General features: G+C 61.8%; 12 protein-coding genes. 9 read left to right on the top strand and 3 right to left on the bottom strand.

From position 1 onward, the window contains the following. Window positions 1-3 precede the first annotated feature (3 nt). From NL532_RS25930 to NL532_RS25890, 9 genes are all read left to right on the top strand, one after another. Window positions 4-1632, top strand: a complete 1629-nt coding sequence (locus tag NL532_RS25930; protein ID WP_023684576.1) for an alpha-D-glucose phosphate-specific phosphoglucomutase — start codon at window positions 4-6, stop codon at window positions 1630-1632. A 157-nt stretch (window positions 1633-1789) separates the two neighbouring features. Next, a complete protein-coding gene (gene glgX / locus NL532_RS25925; protein ID WP_286487645.1) occupies window positions 1790-3790 on the top strand; it encodes a glycogen debranching protein GlgX in 2001 nt (666 codons plus the stop codon). Further along, complete coding sequence (gene bglA, locus NL532_RS25920) at window positions 3790-5439, top strand: beta-galactosidase BglA (RefSeq protein ID WP_023687202.1); 1650 nt, start codon at window positions 3790-3792, stop codon at window positions 5437-5439. The genes glgX and bglA overlap by 1 nt, the downstream gene beginning before the upstream one ends. A 419-nt stretch (window positions 5440-5858) precedes the next feature. Then, window positions 5859-7451 carry a peptide ABC transporter substrate-binding protein gene (locus tag NL532_RS25915; protein WP_023670734.1) on the top strand — a complete coding sequence of 531 codons (1593 nt, stop codon included), beginning with the start codon at window positions 5859-5861 and terminating at the stop codon, window positions 7449-7451. 174 nt (window positions 7452-7625) lie between these two features. Then, window positions 7626-8549: an ABC transporter permease subunit gene (locus NL532_RS25910; protein ID WP_023684574.1), complete on the top strand. Its 924-nt coding sequence runs from the start codon at window positions 7626-7628 to the stop codon at window positions 8547-8549. A gap of 9 nt (window positions 8550-8558) precedes the next feature. Continuing rightward, the gene (locus NL532_RS25905) at window positions 8559-9686 is read left to right on the top strand and encodes an ABC transporter permease (RefSeq protein ID WP_023725230.1); all 1128 of its coding nucleotides are present in this window, start codon (window positions 8559-8561) and stop codon (window positions 9684-9686) included. A gap of 47 nt (window positions 9687-9733) precedes the next feature. Next, window positions 9734-11353 carry an ABC transporter ATP-binding protein gene (locus tag NL532_RS25900; RefSeq protein ID WP_023725229.1) on the top strand — a complete coding sequence of 540 codons (1620 nt, stop codon included), beginning with the start codon at window positions 9734-9736 and terminating at the stop codon, window positions 11351-11353. A gap of 66 nt (window positions 11354-11419) precedes the next feature. After that, window positions 11420-11887: a hypothetical protein gene (locus NL532_RS32280; RefSeq protein ID WP_155923821.1), complete on the top strand. Its 468-nt coding sequence runs from the start codon at window positions 11420-11422 to the stop codon at window positions 11885-11887. Window positions 11888-12136: 249 nt separating this feature from the next. Continuing rightward, on the top strand, window positions 12137-12976 hold the full coding sequence (locus NL532_RS25890; protein ID WP_245270267.1) for a hypothetical protein: 840 nt from the start codon (window positions 12137-12139) through the stop codon (window positions 12974-12976). A 59-nt stretch (window positions 12977-13035) separates the two neighbouring features. Here the strand turns inward: NL532_RS25890 and NL532_RS25885 are convergent, their stop codons facing one another. The 3 genes from NL532_RS25885 to NL532_RS25875 form a co-directional block, all read right to left on the bottom strand. Further along, window positions 13036-14262 carry a site-specific integrase gene (locus NL532_RS25885; protein ID WP_023829100.1) on the bottom strand — a complete coding sequence of 409 codons (1227 nt, stop codon included), beginning with the start codon at window positions 14260-14262 and terminating at the stop codon, window positions 13036-13038. A gap of 347 nt (window positions 14263-14609) precedes the next feature. Then, window positions 14610-15095, bottom strand: a complete 486-nt coding sequence (locus NL532_RS25880; RefSeq protein WP_031203122.1) for a hypothetical protein — start codon at window positions 15093-15095, stop codon at window positions 14610-14612. Between the two features lie 251 nt (window positions 15096-15346). After that, the gene (locus tag NL532_RS25875; RefSeq protein ID WP_023829098.1) at window positions 15347-15985 is read right to left on the bottom strand and encodes a hypothetical protein; all 639 of its coding nucleotides are present in this window, start codon (window positions 15983-15985) and stop codon (window positions 15347-15349) included. Window positions 15986-16164 lie beyond the last annotated feature (179 nt).

Here is a 16164-nt window from a genome sequence, read left to right as displayed (position 1 = left end):
AGCATGATCCGGACCGTCGCCACCAAGCCCTATCTCGACCAGAAACCCGGCACGTCCGGCCTGCGCAAGAAGGTGCCTGTCTTTCAGCAGGAGCACTATGCCGAGAACTTCATCCAGTCGATCTTCGACGCGCTGGAGGGCTTTGAGGGCAAGACGCTGGTGATCGGCGGCGACGGCCGCTTCTACAACCGCGAGGTCATCCAGAAGGCCATCGCCATGGCGGCGGCCAACGGCTTCGGCAAGGTGATGGTCGGGCAGGGCGGCATATTGTCGACGCCGGCGGCGTCGCATGTCATCCGCAAATACAAGACCTTCGGCGGCATCATCCTGTCGGCCAGTCACAATCCGGGCGGCCCGCACGAGGATTTCGGCATCAAGTACAATGCCGGCAATGGCGGCCCGGCGCCGGAAAAGCTGACCGACGCGATCTTCGAAAAGACCAAGACGATTTCGAGCTTCAAGACTGCCGACATCGACCAGATCGACATCGACAAGATCGGCACGGTGACCGCCGGCGGCATGGCGGTCGAGATTATCGACCCGGTCACCGACTATGCCGAATTGATGGAGAGCCTGTTCGACTTCGACGCCATCCGCGCCAATTTCAAATACGGCTTCCGCATGCGCTTCGACGCCATGCATGCGGTCACAGGCCCGTATGCCAAGGAAATCCTCGAGCGCCGGCTCGGCGCGGAGAATGGCACCTGCCGCAACTACAAGCCGCTGCCGGATTTTGGCGGCCATCACCCGGATCCGAACCTGGTCCACGCCAAGCATCTCTATGACGAGATGATGGGACCGGATGCGCCCGATTTCGGCGCCGCTTCCGACGGCGACGGTGACCGCAATCTCATCATCGGCAAGGGCATTTTCGTCACCCCGTCGGATTCGGTGGCCATGCTTGCCGCCAATGCGCAATTGGCGCCGGGCTACAAGGACGGCCTCAAAGGCATCGCCCGCTCGATGCCGACCAGCGGCGCTGCCGACCGCGTCGCCGAACAGCTCGGCATCGGCATCTACGAAACGCCGACCGGTTGGAAGTTCTTCGGCAATCTGCTCGATGCCGGCATGGCAACGATCTGCGGCGAGGAAAGCGCCGGAACCGGCTCGAACCATGTCCGTGAAAAGGACGGGCTGTGGGCGGTGCTGTTGTGGCTGAACATCCTGGCCGTGCGCGGCGAAAGCTGCAAGGACGTCGTCACCGAACATTGGGCGACCTACGGCCGCAATTACTATTCACGTCATGACTATGAGGAGGTCGAAACCGAGCGCGCCAACGCCCTGGTCGACGAGTTGCGCGCGAAGCTCGCTTCGCTGCCCGGCACCAGCGTGCGCGGCCTGAAGATCGCCAATGCTGACGACTTCGCCTATCACGATCCCGTCGACGGTTCGGTGAGCAAGAACCAGGGCATCCGCATCCTGTTCGAAGGCGGCTCGCGTGTCGTGTTTCGTTTGTCCGGCACCGGCACGTCGGGTGCTACGCTGCGCGTCTACATCGAGCGCTACGAGCCGGACAGAGCGCGGCATGATCTCGACACGCAAGAGGCGCTCGCTGACCTGATCGCGGCTGCCGATGATATCGCCGGGATCAAGAGCCACACCGGGCGCAACAAGCCGAGCGTGATTACTTGAGGGTGGTGACGTCTTTACCCTCCCCCTTGTGGGGAGGGTCGATCCGCGCAGCGGATCGGGTTGGGGGTGCTCGTAAAGCGCTTTCCCCGCGCCGACCCCCACCCCGCTCACTTCGTTCGCGACCCTCCCCACAAGGGGGAGAGTGGAGGATGCGCCGATGACCCAGCTCGGCGCAACCGTCACTCCCGAAGGCATCCGCTTCGCCGCCTGGTCGTCATCCGCGCGGCGCCTGTGGGTGTCGATCTTCGACGACACCGGCGCCCGTGAAATCGACCGGCTCGAACTTCAGCCGGAAAGCGAGGGCGTCCATGCGCTGTTCGTCGCCGGCCTTGCCGCGGGTACGCGCTACGGCTTTCGCGCCGACGGCGAATATGCGCCGGAGCGCGGGCTGTGGTTCGATCCCGACAAGCTGCTCACCGATCCCTACGCCGTCGAGATCGACCGGCCCTACCAGCATCATTGGCGGCTTGCCGCCCGGCGCAACGAAGGCACCGATACCGCGCCGCTGATGCCGAAGACCGTCGCCCGCGCGCTGCCCAAGCCGCTGCCGGCCAAGGCGCCTTTGTTCCAGCCGGGCGGTCTGATCTACGAACTCAATGTCCGTTCCTTCACCAGACTGCATCCGGACGTGCCCCAAGCGCAGCGCGGCACCATTGCGGCACTTGCGCATCCGGCCATCCTCGAACACCTCAGAAAGATCGGCGTCTCCGCCGTTGAGCTGATGCCCGTGACGGCATGGATCGATGAGCGCCATTTGCCGCCGCTCGGCCTCAGCAACGCATGGGGCTACAACCCAGTCACCTTCATGGCGCTCGACCCGCGCCTGGCGCCCGGCGGCCTCGCCGAGTTGCGCGATACTGTGAGGGTGCTGCGCAGGGCTGGCATTGGCACCATCCTCGATCTCGTCTTCAATCATACCGGCGAAAGTGACCGGCTCGGGCCGACGCTGTCGCTGCGCGGCCTCGACAATCAAGCCTACTACCGCAGCGAGCCGGACGGCAGGTTGGCCAACGATACCGGCACCGGCAATACCATTGCCTGCGACCATCCGGTCGTTCGCGACATGGTACTCGACACGCTGCGCCATTTCGTCCGCCATGCCGGCGTCGACGGTTTCCGCTTCGACCTGACGCCGGTCCTCGGCCGCGTCGCTGGCGTATTCGATCCGGCGGCCCCGTTGCTCGATACCATCGCTGGCGATCCTCTGCTTGCCGATAGGGTGCTGATCGCCGAGCCGTGGGACATCGGCCCGAATGGCTATCAGCTCGGCAATTTCCGGCCGCCTTACCTGGAATGGAACGACCGCTACCGCGACGACGTCAGGCGCTTCTGGCGCGGCGATGCCGGCGCGGTCGGTGCGCTGGCGACAAGGCTCGCCGGCTCCTCCGATGTGTTCGGCAGGGAGGGCCAATCCGCCAGCCGCACGGTCAACTTCATCGCCGCGCACGATGGCATGACGCTGGCCGATATCGTCGCTTATGAAGCCAAGCACAACCAGGCCAATGGCGAGAAGAACCGCGACGGCCACAATGAGAACCTGTCCTGGAACAACGGCGTCGAGGGCGAAACCTCGGACAAGGCGATTGCCGAGGCCCGTTCCCATGATCGCTTCGCGCTGCTCGCCACTCTATTTGCCTCGCGCGGCACCATCATGCTGACGGCGGGCGATGAATTCGGCCGCACGCAAGGGGGCAACAACAACGCCTATGCGCAGGACAACGCCATCACCTGGCTCGACTGGGCCGGGCGCGACGTCGGGCTGGAAGCCCATGTGTCCGTGCTCGCAGCTCTGCGCGGCGCGGTGCCGGCGCTTTCCGATACGCGCTTCCTGACCGGAGAGCCGCCGGCCGGTTCTGAAACGCCCGACGTCGCCTGGCTGACCGAGACCGGCGCTCCGCTCAGCGAAGCCGACTGGAACGATGGCTCGCGCCATCGCCTCGTCATGCTGCTCGGCGATGGCGGGGAAGGCCGCCTGGCTGTGATCGTCAATGGCGATCGCCGCCAATGCGTCTTCACGCTGCCCGCGCGGCAAGGGTTTGAATGGCAGCCGGCTGTTGAAGCGCAAGCGGTCGACCTCGCGTGGCCGCTGCCCGGCCGCAGTGTCAGTTTCATGATCGAGCGCCGGACCGCAAAGGCCCGCGCCAGGAAGGGTCCGTGATGGCCGACGACAATGCCCAGCCGGGACCCGAACAGAGCGCCGACTGGTGGCGCGGCTGCGTCATCTACCAGATCTATCCTCGCTCCTTCCAGGACACCACCGGCGACGGCAGCGGCGACCTCTCAGGCATCACCTCACGGCTGGCGCACGTCGCCTCGCTCGGCGTCGACGCCGTCTGGCTGTCGCCCTTCTTCAAATCGCCAATGGCCGATATGGGCTACGACGTCTCCGACTATCAGGCGGTCGATCCGATGTTCGGCACGCTCGACGACTTTGACGCGCTGGTTGCCGAGGCGCACAGGCTCGGCCTGAAGGTGATCATCGATCAGGTGTTGTCGCACTCCTCCGACAAGCACGAATGGTTTGTAGAGAGCCGTGCCAGCAAGGATAATCCCAAGGCTGACTGGTATGTCTGGGCCGACACCAGGCCGGACGGCAACGCGCCCAACAACTGGCTGTCGGTCTTCGGCGGCCCGGCCTGGGAGTGGGACGCGACCCGCCGGCAATACTACATGCACAATTTCCTCGCCTCGCAGCCGGACCTCAACTTCCACAATCCTGAGGTTCAAGACGCGTTGTTGCAGACGGTGCGGTTCTGGCTCGAGCGCGGCGTCGACGGCTTCCGCCTGGATACGGTCAACTACTATGTCCACGACCGCTGGCTGCGCAGCAACCCGCCGCTGGCGTCGAGCGTCGCCGGCACCAACGGCGAAACCAACACCTATCTCTTCCAGGAGCACCTGTTCGACAAGACGCAACCGGAAAACCTCGATTTCCTCAGGCGCTTCCGCGCTTTGCTCGACGAATATGACGGCCGCGCCAGTGTCGGCGAGGTCGGCGACGAAGGCCGCTCGCTGCAGACGCTGGCCGCCTACACATCCGGCGGCGACAAGCTCAACATGTGCTACACCTTCGACCTGCTCGGCCCGCAATTCTCAGCCGCCCATGTGCGCGGCTGCGTCGAGGCCTTCGAGGCAGCTGTCGCCGACGGCTGGGTCTGCTGGGCGTTCTCCAACCACGATGTCGTGCGCCATGTCAGCCGCTGGACGCGGCCGGGCGGCGATCCAGATGCGGTGGCGACATTCGCTATCGCTTTGCTCTCCTGCCTGCGGGGCTCGATCTGTCTCTACCAAGGCGAAGAGCTTGGGCTGGAGGAGGCGGAACTGACCTTCGAGGATCTGCGCGATCCCGTCGGCATCCGTTTCTGGCCGGGGGTAAAGGGCAGGGACGGCTGCCGCACACCGATGGTCTGGGAAGCGGGCGCCGACAATGCCGGGTTTTCCTCGGGAAAACCCTGGCTGCCGGTGCCGGAAAGCCACCGCGCTCGGGCGGTCGATATCCAGAACGCCGACGACAAGTCCGTGCTCGCCGGCTACCGGACGATGCTCGCCTTGCGCAAGGCGCATCTGGCGCTGGTCAAGGGCCCGATCCGCTTTCTCGATACCGACGGCGATTTCCTTGCCTTCATCCGGCAGGGCGAGGACGAGATATTGCTCTGCGTCTTCAATTTCGCCGACAAGCCGGCCGACTGGCGACTGCCGCCGGATCTCCAGCTTGTCGAGGCGATCGCCCTGGGTGGCGGTGCCGTCCTGCAGGAGGAGGGGCTGTTGCTGCCGGCCCTGGGCTGGTTTGTCGGCAAGGTAGGCTGATCTTTCAGGGACGCCGTCCGGCTTCAAAAAAGATCATGATCCGCGCAACCGGCGCCACGTTTTCCATTCGGGCTTCTTAGGTACTTTCGTTGAGCTTGGCCACGAACTCCATTCCTGGAATGTTTCCAGATGGTTGCGCCAATTACAACTGCTGAGGGCAAAACGCAAAATTACAGGACAACCGCAAGCTGCACCCAATTGGACCTTGTAATATAGAATAGCTATGGCTGGTTTAAGGTGAGGATGCTCACTTAGCGTCAAGCAAGACTCGGTTGAAATAATATTTCCGTCTGTCTAGTCTCCTGCCACCAGCTGCCGGAACGGGAACCGGCGGCGCGCTCGAAGGGGCCAGAAATCGGTTCCGGGGCGTCAACACTCGTAAGGCGCAGCCGATGGGCAGCGCCACAGGGAGAGACTTCATGCTGAAAAATATGCTGAAGGCGACGCTTGTCGCCGCGACCATGACCTTTGCCGCAGGCACGTTCCTGACGCCGGCCCTTGCCGAGACCGTCTATAACAGAGGCAGCGCCGCCGAAGCGGAGACGGTCGATCCGCACAAGACCTCGACCGTCTACGAAGCCGATATCATACGCGACCTGTTCCAGGGACTGGTCATGCACGATCAGAAGACGAACCTCATCCCGGGCGCCGCCGAAAGCTGGACGGTATCTGATGACGGCACCGTCTACACCTTCAAGCTGCGCAAGGACGGCTTGTGGTCGGATGGCAGCCCGGTGACGGCGGACGACTTCGTCTATTCCTTCCGTAGGCTGGAGGATCCGGCGACCGCCGCCGAATACGCTTCCATGCTCTATCCCGTGAAGAACGCCGAGGAAGTCAACACCAAGAAAGGCAAGCCCGAGGACATGGGCGTCAAGGCGATCGACGCCAACACCCTGGAAGTGACGCTGAAGGCGCCGACGCCATACTTCCTGGAGATGCTGACCCACCAGGCTACCTACCCGGTCAACAAGGCCTCGATCGACAAGCTCGGCGCCGACTGGATCAAGGCGGGCAATCTCGTTTCGAACGGCGCCTATACGCTGGCCGAGTGGATTCCCAACGATCACATGAAGCTGGTCAAGAATCCGAAATTCTGGGATGCCGCGACCGTCAAGATGGACGTCGTCAACTACATCCCGACCGAAGACCGCTCATCGGCGATGAAGCGCTTCGAGGCCGGCGAACTCGACAGCTACGGCGACTTGCCGACCGAACAGCTCGCTGACCTCAAGACCAAGTTCGGCGATCAGGTCCGTGTCGGACCGTATCTCGGCACCTACTATTACGCGATCAAGACCGACAAGGCACCGTGGGACAATGTCGAGCTGCGCAACGCCATCTCGATGGCGATCGACCGCGACTTCCTGGCCGAAAAGGTCTGGCAGAATTCCATGCTGCCTGGCTATTCGATGGTGCCTCCGGGCATCGCAGGCTACACGCCGGCAATGGCCAAATACGCCGACATGCCGCAGATCGACCGCGAGGACGCCGCCAAGAAGATCCTTGAGAAACTCGGCTATACGCCCGAGCATCCGCTGAAGATGGAGATCCGCTACAACACCTCGGAAAACCACAAGAACACCGCGGTTGCCATCCAGGAACAGTTGAAGCCGCTTGGCGTCGAGATCACGCTGCTCAACACCGATACCAAGACCCACTATTCCTTCCTCGAGCAGAAGGGCAACTACGACGTGGCGCGTGCCGCCTGGATCGCCGACTACAAGGATCCCGAGACCTTCCTCGGCATCACCCGCAAGGCCAGCGGCAACAACTATTCGAACTACGTCAGCCCGGCATATGAGGCGGCCATGGACAAGGCCGCGGCTGCCGGCGGCAAGCCGGAAGAGCGCATGAAGGACCTCACTGAGGCCGAGCGCATCCTTGTCGATGACGTCGGCAACATTCCGCTTCTCTACTACAGCTTCCACGATATCGTTTCCTCGAAGCTGCATGGCTTCGATGACAATGTGATGGACATCCATCCGTCCCGCTTCGTCTCCAAGGACTGATAATCATCCTTGACTGGACCGCCGCGCCCCATTTGGGCGCGGCGGACTGGTCGGTCATCGCACCGGTCCGAAAGTCGTGGTCGATTTTCGGCAAGCCCGGTGCGAAGATTTGGCGCCGGAGCGTGGCAATGCGTCTGCATGGACGTATGTCGCTCTGGCCGAAGCGGGGCGCCGATGCTGCGATACATCTTACGGCGGCTTTTGACCGCCATTCCGACGCTGTTCGTCATCGTGACAATGGCGTTCTTCCTGATACGCGTCGCACCGGGCGGCCCTTTCAATCAGGAGCGGGGCCTCAGTCCCGAGATCAGGGCCAATCTGGAAGCACAGTTCGGCCTCGACGATCCGCTCTGGCTGCAATATGCCCACTATCTCGGCAATCTCCTGCGCGGCAATTTCGGGCCGAGCTACAATTTGCCTGACTTCACCGTCACCGAACTGTTTGCCAAGGGGCTGCCGATATCGGTCCAGCTCGGCACCTCCGCGCTGATCCTGGCGCTGCTGCTTGGTTCGGTGCTCGGCACCATCGCCGCGCTAAACCAGAACAAGCTTGGCGACTATACGGTGATTGCGCTGGCGACCGCCGGCAGCACTATCCCCACCTTCGTCATCGCTCCTGTGATTCAGCTGGTGTTCGGATTGACCTGGAAGCTGTTGCCGATCGGCGGCTGGGGTGATGGCGCATTGATCAACAAGATCGGCCCGGTGCTGACGCTGGCCTTGCCGCAGATCGCCATCGTTGCCCGCCTGATGCGCGGGTCGATGATCGAGAGCTTGCGTTCGCATCATATCCGAACGGCGCGTGCGCTCGGCCTCTCCGACTGGTCGGTGGTGGTCAAGCACGCGCTGCGCGGCGCCATCCTGCCGATCGTTTCCTTCACCGGCCCGGCAGCCGCGGCGCTGCTCACCGGTTCGGTCATCGTCGAGACCATCTTCTCCATTCCCGGTGTCGGCCGCTATTTCGTCGATGCCGCGCTCAACCGCGACTACACGCTGGTGATGGGGACCGTGGTGGTGATCGCGCTCTTCACCATCGTCTTCAACCTGATCGTCGACGTCATGTACGCGGTCGTCGACCCGAGGGTACGCTATGACTGAGGGTGCGCTATGACTGACATCACAGCCGCCGCCGCTCCGCCGGCCGTCGTCGGCCGCTCGCTCTGGGGCGACGCATGGGCGCGCCTCAAAGCCAACCGCGCCGCCATGTTCAGCCTCTATTACCTGGCCTTCATTGGCGTCATCAGCATCTTCGGCCCCTGGTTCGTGCCGCATCAGTACACCACCATCTATGCCGACTATGTGCGCACGCCGCCAAGCTTTTCAGCCTATCCGGAGCCCGACATGATCGAGACGGCGCTCAAGGATGCCATCAAGCGCATGCGCGTCGACATCAAGGAGTGGAAACTGGACGGCAGTCGCGTCACCGTCACCGTCACCTCGACCAAACCGATCGACGACCGCAACATCCGCTATCTCGACCGCTCCGATGCCTTCGACGATACCAAGATAGTGAGCAAATCGGGCGACGGGCTCGAATTGACTATGACTGCGTCGGTCAAACAGCAGTACTTCCTGTTCGGCACCGACAACACCGGTCGCGATCTTCTCTCGCGAACGCTGATGGCAGGGCGCATCTCGCTGGCCATCGGCCTGCTTGCCGGCATTGTCGCTGTGGTCATCGGCGTCCTCTACGGGGCGGCGGCCGGCTTTTCCGGCGGCAAGATCGACGAGGTGATGATGCGCATCGTCGACGTGCTCTATTCCTTGCCCTTCATTTTCTTTGTCATCATGCTGGTGGTGTTCTTCGGCCGCAACTTCGTGCTGATGTTCCTGGCGGTGGGAGCGGTGCTGTGGCTCGACATGGCGCGCATCGTGCGCGGCCAGGCGCTGTCGATCCGGCGGCAGGAGTATGTCCAGGCGGCCGAAGCCATGGGCGTCGGCCAGCGCGGCATCCTGCTGCGCCATGTCATCCCCAATCTGCTCGGACCAGTGGTGATCTACATGACGCTGCTGGTGCCGCAGGTCATCATCCTGGAAAGCTTCCTGTCCTTCCTCGGCCTTGGCGTGCAGGAACCGATGACCAGCTGGGGCGTGCTCATCTCGGTCGGCGCCAAGAACATCGGCACCGCCAACTGGCTGCTTTTGTTCCCCGCCTTCTTCCTCGTGTCGACGCTGTTTGCGCTCAACTTCGTCGGCGACGGCCTGCGCGACGCGCTCGATCCAAGAGACCGATGAAGATTGGACCGATAAAGATGGGGACCGATAAGATGAGGACCGTTGCGATGGAAACGCCCGAAACGATCCTCAGCGTCAAGGACCTTCGCGTCCGCTTCCGCACGCTCGACGGCGCGGTCGAAGCGGTCAAGGGCATCAACATCCACGTCAAGGCAGGTGAAACCGTTGCCGTGGTCGGCGAATCCGGATCCGGCAAGAGCCAAACCATGATGGCGGCGATGAGCCTGCTGGCGTCCAATGGCGAGGCGACGGGTCACGTCGATTATCGCGGCCGCAACCTTTTGACCATGAGCAAGCCCGACCTCAACAAGGTGCGCGGCGCCAAGATCAGCATGATCTTCCAGGAGCCGATGACCTCGCTCGATCCACTCTATTCGATCGGCAACCAGCTTATCGAACCGATCCGCAAGCACCGCGGGCTGAACGCTGCCGAGGCGCGCGAGGAGGCGCTCAAGCTCTTGCGGCTGGTGCATATTCCTGATCCCGAGCGGCGGATGAAATCCTATCCGCACGAAATGTCGGGTGGCCAGCGCCAGCGCGTCATGATCGCCATGGCATTGGCCAACGACCCCGACATCCTGATCGCCGACGAGCCGACGACGGCGCTCGACGTCACCATCCAGGCGCAGATCCTGGTTCTCCTCGCCGAACTGCAGCGCAAGCTCGGCATGGCCATCGTCTTTATCACCCACGACCTCGGCATTGTCAGGCGCTTTGCCGACCGCGTCTATGTCATGCGCTATGGCGAAGTCGTCGAGGAAGGCGAGGCGGAAGCGCTGTTCGCCAATCCCCAGCATGCCTATACGAAAATGCTGCTGGCCGCCGAGCCGACCGGCACCAAGGCGGCGCCGCCGGCCAACGCACCGGTGCTGCTCGAGGGCAGGAATGTCGAGGTAACCTTCAAGATCGGCGGTGGCTTCCTTGCCGGCGAGCCGCTGCTTTTGCGCGCCGTCGATCACATTTCGATCCGGCTGAAGCGCAACCAGACCATCGGTATCGTCGGCGAATCCGGTTCGGGAAAATCGACGCTCGGCCGCGCACTTCTGCGCCTGTTGCCCAGCGACGGTGTCATCCGCTTCGGCGACCGCGACATCTCCACCGCCGACCGCCAGGCGATGCGGCCGCTGCGGCGGGAGATGCAACTCGTCTTCCAGGATCCGTTCGGCTCGCTGTCGCCGCGCATGACCGTCGGCCAGATCATCACCGAAGGGCTTCTGGTGCATGAGCCGAACCTGTCAGGCAAGCAACGCGATCAGCGCGCCGTCGAGGCCTTGCTCGAGGTCGGCCTCGATCCCAACGCACGCAACCGCTACCCGCACGAATTCTCCGGCGGCCAACGCCAGCGCATCGCCATCGCGCGTGCCGTGATCCTGAAGCCCAAACTGGTGGTGCTGGACGAGCCGACTTCGGCGCTCGACCGCTCGGTGCAGAAGCAGATCGTCGAATTGCTGCGCAAGCTGCAGGCCGACCACGAACTATCCTACCTCTTCATCAGCCACGATCTCTCCGTGGTGCGCGCCATGGCCGACTACATCATCGTCATGAGGCAGGGCAAGATCGTCGAGGAAGGCCCGACCGAACAGATATTCAGCAACCCGCAGGCCGCCTACACCCAGACGCTGATGGCTGCGGCGATCGATGTCACGCGCTTCCGGCTGAGTGCTTAAGGCGTGACGTTGAGCAGATAGTCAGGGTAGGGCCAGTTCGCTTAGCCCGCTGACCTGGGACATCTGTTGGCTCTTGTCGCGACAATGGCCTCTTGCCGCTGCTTCAGCAGTTCGATTCTGGCCGTCTCACGGTTGGCCACTGCGCTCTTCACGCGCGTGCCGCCGAGCAGCCAGTTGGGAACGCTGGTGTTGGTGACCCTGCCGCGGGTGATGGCGGTTTGCGAGATGTCGCGCGCGGTATCGCCTACCGCGTTGTTGAGCTCGGCGCATGTCATGCTGTCGTATTTCGCCGGGTTCACCGCGCTGCCCAGCGATGAGCAGCCTGCCGCCAAGGACAAAGCGAGCAGCGCTGACAGCCGGCTTGAAATCAACAAATTCATCTTCCGCAAACCTCGTTCCGGCCGCTGTCTCGGCGGCATTCCTATTATCGAGGTAGCGCGGAAGGTTGTCGCGTCAAAACACCATGCTGACAGCGACGCCGACGCGGCCGGTTTGCATCAAGCTATCTTGTGGGTCGGGAGAACAAACACCTAAGTGTCTGTTTTTTCTGGTCGGAGTGGCAGGATTTGAACCTGCGACCCCCTCGTCCCGAACAAGGCGATTTGCCAGAAAAAGGGCGGATTTCCGGTCTCTTTTGTTGCCGCTGAAGCTGCTTGTTCCTAATTAATTCCGAGGTTTCAGGTAGGTTTCAGGTAGGTAGGAAGTAGGTTCTATCCCTGTTCTAGCTGAGAGAGCTTGCCACTGCTATAGCAGTGCACTGGCCGCTTCGACGTAGGGGACATTATGCCGTTCAATCGTATTATTTATGGCCAAGGTTGGCCTGATGATCCACAGGGGGTCATTGATTATCCCTCAAGTCGCGGTCCGACCCAACATGGGTATGTCGTCGATGGCCGCACAGATTATTCTGCGTTGGCGTTGCTTCCCTCATTGTTCATGGCAGAAGGCCAAGACGCGGAAGATTTCGCTCGGGTAGGATCAGTGCAAGTGTTGGGGCAAGGGCCTTCAAATCTTTCCCTTCGATATCAATATGATCTTACCGTCCCGCCTATCGCGCAAGACCGCCTTCGCGCCGTCGCAGCGGAGCTTGGCCTGTCGACCCATGGAAGGCAGTTTGACTGGACACATACGCATTGGAGCGTTCAAGAGGGCGACCTGTATCGGACGCTTTTCCGACTGACCACGGCCATCCGAAATTCCCCGACGGTCTTCACACTTAACTCGCCACCGCGTATCGATACCCAACAAGTATCTGCAATGATGCCTTTCGAAGCAGGCTTCGCCCCCGTTTACCGGGCCATTGAAGCGGCTGCGGTCGAGGCAAACATGAGGTGCAATCGTGCCGACAACATATGGGAGCACCACACGGTCATCCAAGATGTTGTGTCGTTGATCGACAGGTCCAGCATTGTCGTATGCGATTTATCTGGTCGAAACCCCAATGTGTTCTATGAAGCAGGGATCGCACACTCCTTAGGTCGCGAGGTGATCCTCATCACTCGTCAACCAGAGGACGTGCCGTTTGACCTCCGGCACATTCGCTATATCCATTATCACAACAACGATCAGGGATTGGCCACCCTTCAACAGCAACTCGCGGGTAGGATAAGGGCTCTGCAGTGAAGTAACTGACGTTTCTGTGTGATTGAACGCGTTGGACACAAAACTTCAGGCTTTCAGCGCTAGCGCATCCGGACTACGTTGCTTTTCACCTTCAGAGCCGGACCCTTTGCCGTGATCCTTTCGGCCGTCCCTGCTTGGAAGTCGGGATGGTGGTGATAATAAGTCTGCCGAAGAACCGCCTCCGTCATGCCAAGGTAGTCGGCCGCCAACGACAGGTCTTCGCCGTTCTGCATCAACCACGTTGCGGCAGTGTGGCGGAGAGCGTGGGGCGTTACGTCGGTTTGGAAGTCGCCGGCTTCGTCGTACCAGCCAAGGCCGGCGGCTTCGCACGCGCTGGCGAACGCCTTGCGGAGCGATCCGACGGGTTGCCCCTGCCATTCGACGACGAAGTCGTGAGCGATCATCCGGCCGATCGTAAGGCTCTTGCCTCGCGCCTTCGTTTTGATCTGCACAGGCGTCGTCGCCCATCGGCGAATGTGCGACAAAAGGCGGTCGGGGAGCCTCACTGGAGGCTGGCGCTTCTTTGTCTCGCGCACGCCATCGGCGCGGCGGTAGAAAACGCCGCGATCGAGATCTACATGGCCTTGGCCCTCAGTCAGCCGAATGGCGGCGTTACAGACCGCCCCGGACCGCGTGCCGGTATAGAGAGCTACCAGAATGAACCGGGCGACGTGCTGGCCTGTCCGGCGGTCGCTGGCGACGCCCTTCCATGTCTGTCTCATTCGCCATGCCGCGAGGATCAAACGCGCGGCCTCGCTGCGTGTAAGCCAGCGCTGGCGGCCTGCGGCCTTCTCCGGCAAAACGATTGCCGGGATCGAGGTCACAAAGCCTTCCTCGTAATAGTGCTTCAGGGCGGCGCGGAGGTCTTCTAGTTGGCGGCGGGCGGCCGCTGGAGAGGCGGCTTGTCCGGCATAGTCGCGGCAGAGCTTGCCGTTGATGTCGGACAGAGTGAGGCGACCGAAAAACTTCAGGATGGCCGTGAGGCGTGCCGCTGTCTCGGCCGGCCTCGCATGGTGGACCGCTACCTCGGCACCGTAGACGTTGATAACGTCGGAAATCTTTACCTGATCGGGGTCACGGTTGCGCTGGCGCGCTGGCGCGTGCTTTTGCGCGATATGGACCCCGAGTTGTTTTTCAGCCTCTGCAACGTCAGCTCTGCCGCAGCCAGTGCTGTATCGTCGTCCGCCGTCCTCGATGTACCAGCCGGCGCGGTGCATAAGCGACCCGTCTTTTTTCCGGTATTCGTCTCGCCAGACAAGGCGGGCACCTTTGGAGGGACGCGGCATGCCTGGACCATCCTTTCGATCGCGGCCAAGGTCACGTATTCCCGGCCGGCAATAATAGCGGTTTCGAGGCGACCGGCGTCGCGTTCCCTGCGCAAGCCTTTCGTTCCCATCGATCCATCGGGGAACGCGATCCTTGCGGCCGTGTCAAGCCGGATTGGCCTATCTTTGTGGTAACTGCAAAGAGACATTGCGGTCGCGTGTTCGGTTTTTGTCATGTGGCACCGTCTGGCAAAGCCAAGCCCGTCCGTGCGGGCCGCGAGCGGGCACACAGGTTTGGCTTGGTCAGATTAAACAGGAATGGGTCAGGGAGCACCGTGGGGCGCGTTAGTGAGGATCAGACGGATTTCTTAGGCGCGGTGGGTGCGCCGCCGGACGATCCTGCTCACGGCACCGCCGCTCAACCGAAAGAGTTTGCCCAACGTGCGATGTTGCATCACGCCTCGGAGATTGCGGATCGCTTCGACCCTGCGCGGGGTCTGCTTGCGGAAGATGCTTGTGCCGTGAGCGATCCGATCTGCCGCGTTCTCTTTCGACGTCTTCCACTCCAGATGAGCCGGCGCGATGCAGCCATCATGTCCGCGACCGCATGTATGCGCAGCCTGATGCTTGCGTGTCGTCGGGGCACCATGAGCGCGCTTGCAAACGAACCGGTGCGCGTATTCGTGCTTTTTACCGATGCGTATGCGACCGTAGCCGTCGGCATTCCGACCATGCGGCCAGATTAGACAGTCGTTGGTATCGTGCAGCAGGGCGACTTCCAAGATGAAGCGCATCGGCTCGCCGCGAGGCGCAGGACGGCGACGAATGGGCTTGAGACCATGGTTCACAGGCATTGGGTTTTTCCTTTGATTAGAGCCGAAGGGCGCGCCAAGGGCGGCCGGTCGGCATGATGAGCGCGCGAATGCGATCCGCCGGGCGAAGTCGCGGGGCGGTCAAATTTGGCGGCGATGGAGTGGTTGTGAGATCGATGCCTTTTGTTAGCTTTGGGCGTTGGAACCCGGCACCGGCTGTTGATTTCGGCCTTATAGACCTTGGTTTTGCGGCCTTTGGCTGGTAGTGTTGTCGGCAGCGGTTTGGGAACCGTTTATCTTTGCTGCCGCTTTCGAGGCTTCCGCTTCGGAGGCGGTTTTCTTTTGGGAGGCGGGTCCGGTGGGATCAGCTTTGGCAGAGACGCGATCGACACGCTGCGAGCCGTCAAGTGGGCCAGCCTTCGGGCACGGAGAGTTGACACATTTGCCCGGTTCGCCTCGATTTTGGCCAGTAGAGCAGCCGCCGCTTTCGTCTGCGACACGCGCCTGCCTCGAAACGGTTCGCCTCTCTGGTATTTCGGGTGGCGCTTTCCCCGCCGCCTCGTGAGTTTCCTCTCGATCTCCGGCCCGAGCCATTGTCGTTGCTTCTGGAGGTAGGCGACAAGACCGGCACGGTCATAGATGCGTCGAACATCAATGACCCGGCTGGGATAGCGGCAGGCCCATTTTTCGAGAATATCGAAGTTCTCGCGGTCGATGCGTGCGAGCATGTGGCCGTGGAGGTCGCCCGTCGGCGTCTTCTCAAAGACGGTTAGGGCGAGCAGGGCTGTTCCGCGCCTCTTGAGCATGTCGTTCAAGTCGGAACGAGCCTTTGCACAATGCTGAAGGCTTTCAGCGTCGCCGGAGACGGGGGGCATTATTGTGACCACGACATTACACTCGGCCACGTGCGCGAAGTCGTCGATCGTGCGCATCTCAGAGCGCGTCAACAATACGGTCGAGGGCCATCCACCCGTCTGTGTTTTGGAGGATTTCTCAACCACGCTGAAAACTACTAATACGCGGCCGTCTCCAGCCGCGTATTATCCCTGTTTAAAATGCTGTTTTTGCTGGCTTTTTATCCAATGTATCCGTGCAGAAAAACGTGGATACT

Source organism: Mesorhizobium sp. C120A (assembly GCF_030323105.1).
GTDB lineage: Bacteria > Pseudomonadota > Alphaproteobacteria > Rhizobiales > Rhizobiaceae > Mesorhizobium.
Note: the sequence above shows the minus strand (reverse complement) of the source record. Positions and strands in the feature narration are given on the sequence as shown.

Bases quoted from the DNA above. Each gene is read 5' to 3' on its own strand.
- NL532_RS25930 (WP_023684576.1), top strand. From the start codon at position 4: ATGATCCGGACCGTCGCCACCAAGCCCTATCTCGACCAGAAACCCGGC.
- glgX (WP_286487645.1), top strand. From the start codon at position 1,790: ATGACCCAGCTCGGCGCAACCGTCACTCCCGAAGGCATCCGCTTCGCC.
- bglA (WP_023687202.1), top strand. From the start codon at position 3,790: ATGGCCGACGACAATGCCCAGCCGGGACCCGAACAGAGCGCCGACTGG.
- NL532_RS25915 (WP_023670734.1), top strand. From the start codon at position 5,859: ATGCTGAAAAATATGCTGAAGGCGACGCTTGTCGCCGCGACCATGACC.
- NL532_RS25910 (WP_023684574.1), top strand. From the start codon at position 7,626: ATGCTGCGATACATCTTACGGCGGCTTTTGACCGCCATTCCGACGCTG.
- NL532_RS25905 (WP_023725230.1), top strand. From the start codon at position 8,559: ATGACTGACATCACAGCCGCCGCCGCTCCGCCGGCCGTCGTCGGCCGC.
- NL532_RS25900 (WP_023725229.1), top strand. From the start codon at position 9,734: ATGGAAACGCCCGAAACGATCCTCAGCGTCAAGGACCTTCGCGTCCGC.
- NL532_RS25890 (WP_245270267.1), top strand. From the start codon at position 12,137: ATGCCGTTCAATCGTATTATTTATGGCCAAGGTTGGCCTGATGATCCA.
- NL532_RS25885 (WP_023829100.1), bottom strand. From the start codon at position 14,262: ATGCCGCGTCCCTCCAAAGGTGCCCGCCTTGTCTGGCGAGACGAATAC.
- NL532_RS25880 (WP_031203122.1), bottom strand. From the start codon at position 15,095: ATGCCTGTGAACCATGGTCTCAAGCCCATTCGTCGCCGTCCTGCGCCT.
- NL532_RS25875 (WP_023829098.1), bottom strand. From the start codon at position 15,985: ATGCGCACGATCGACGACTTCGCGCACGTGGCCGAGTGTAATGTCGTG.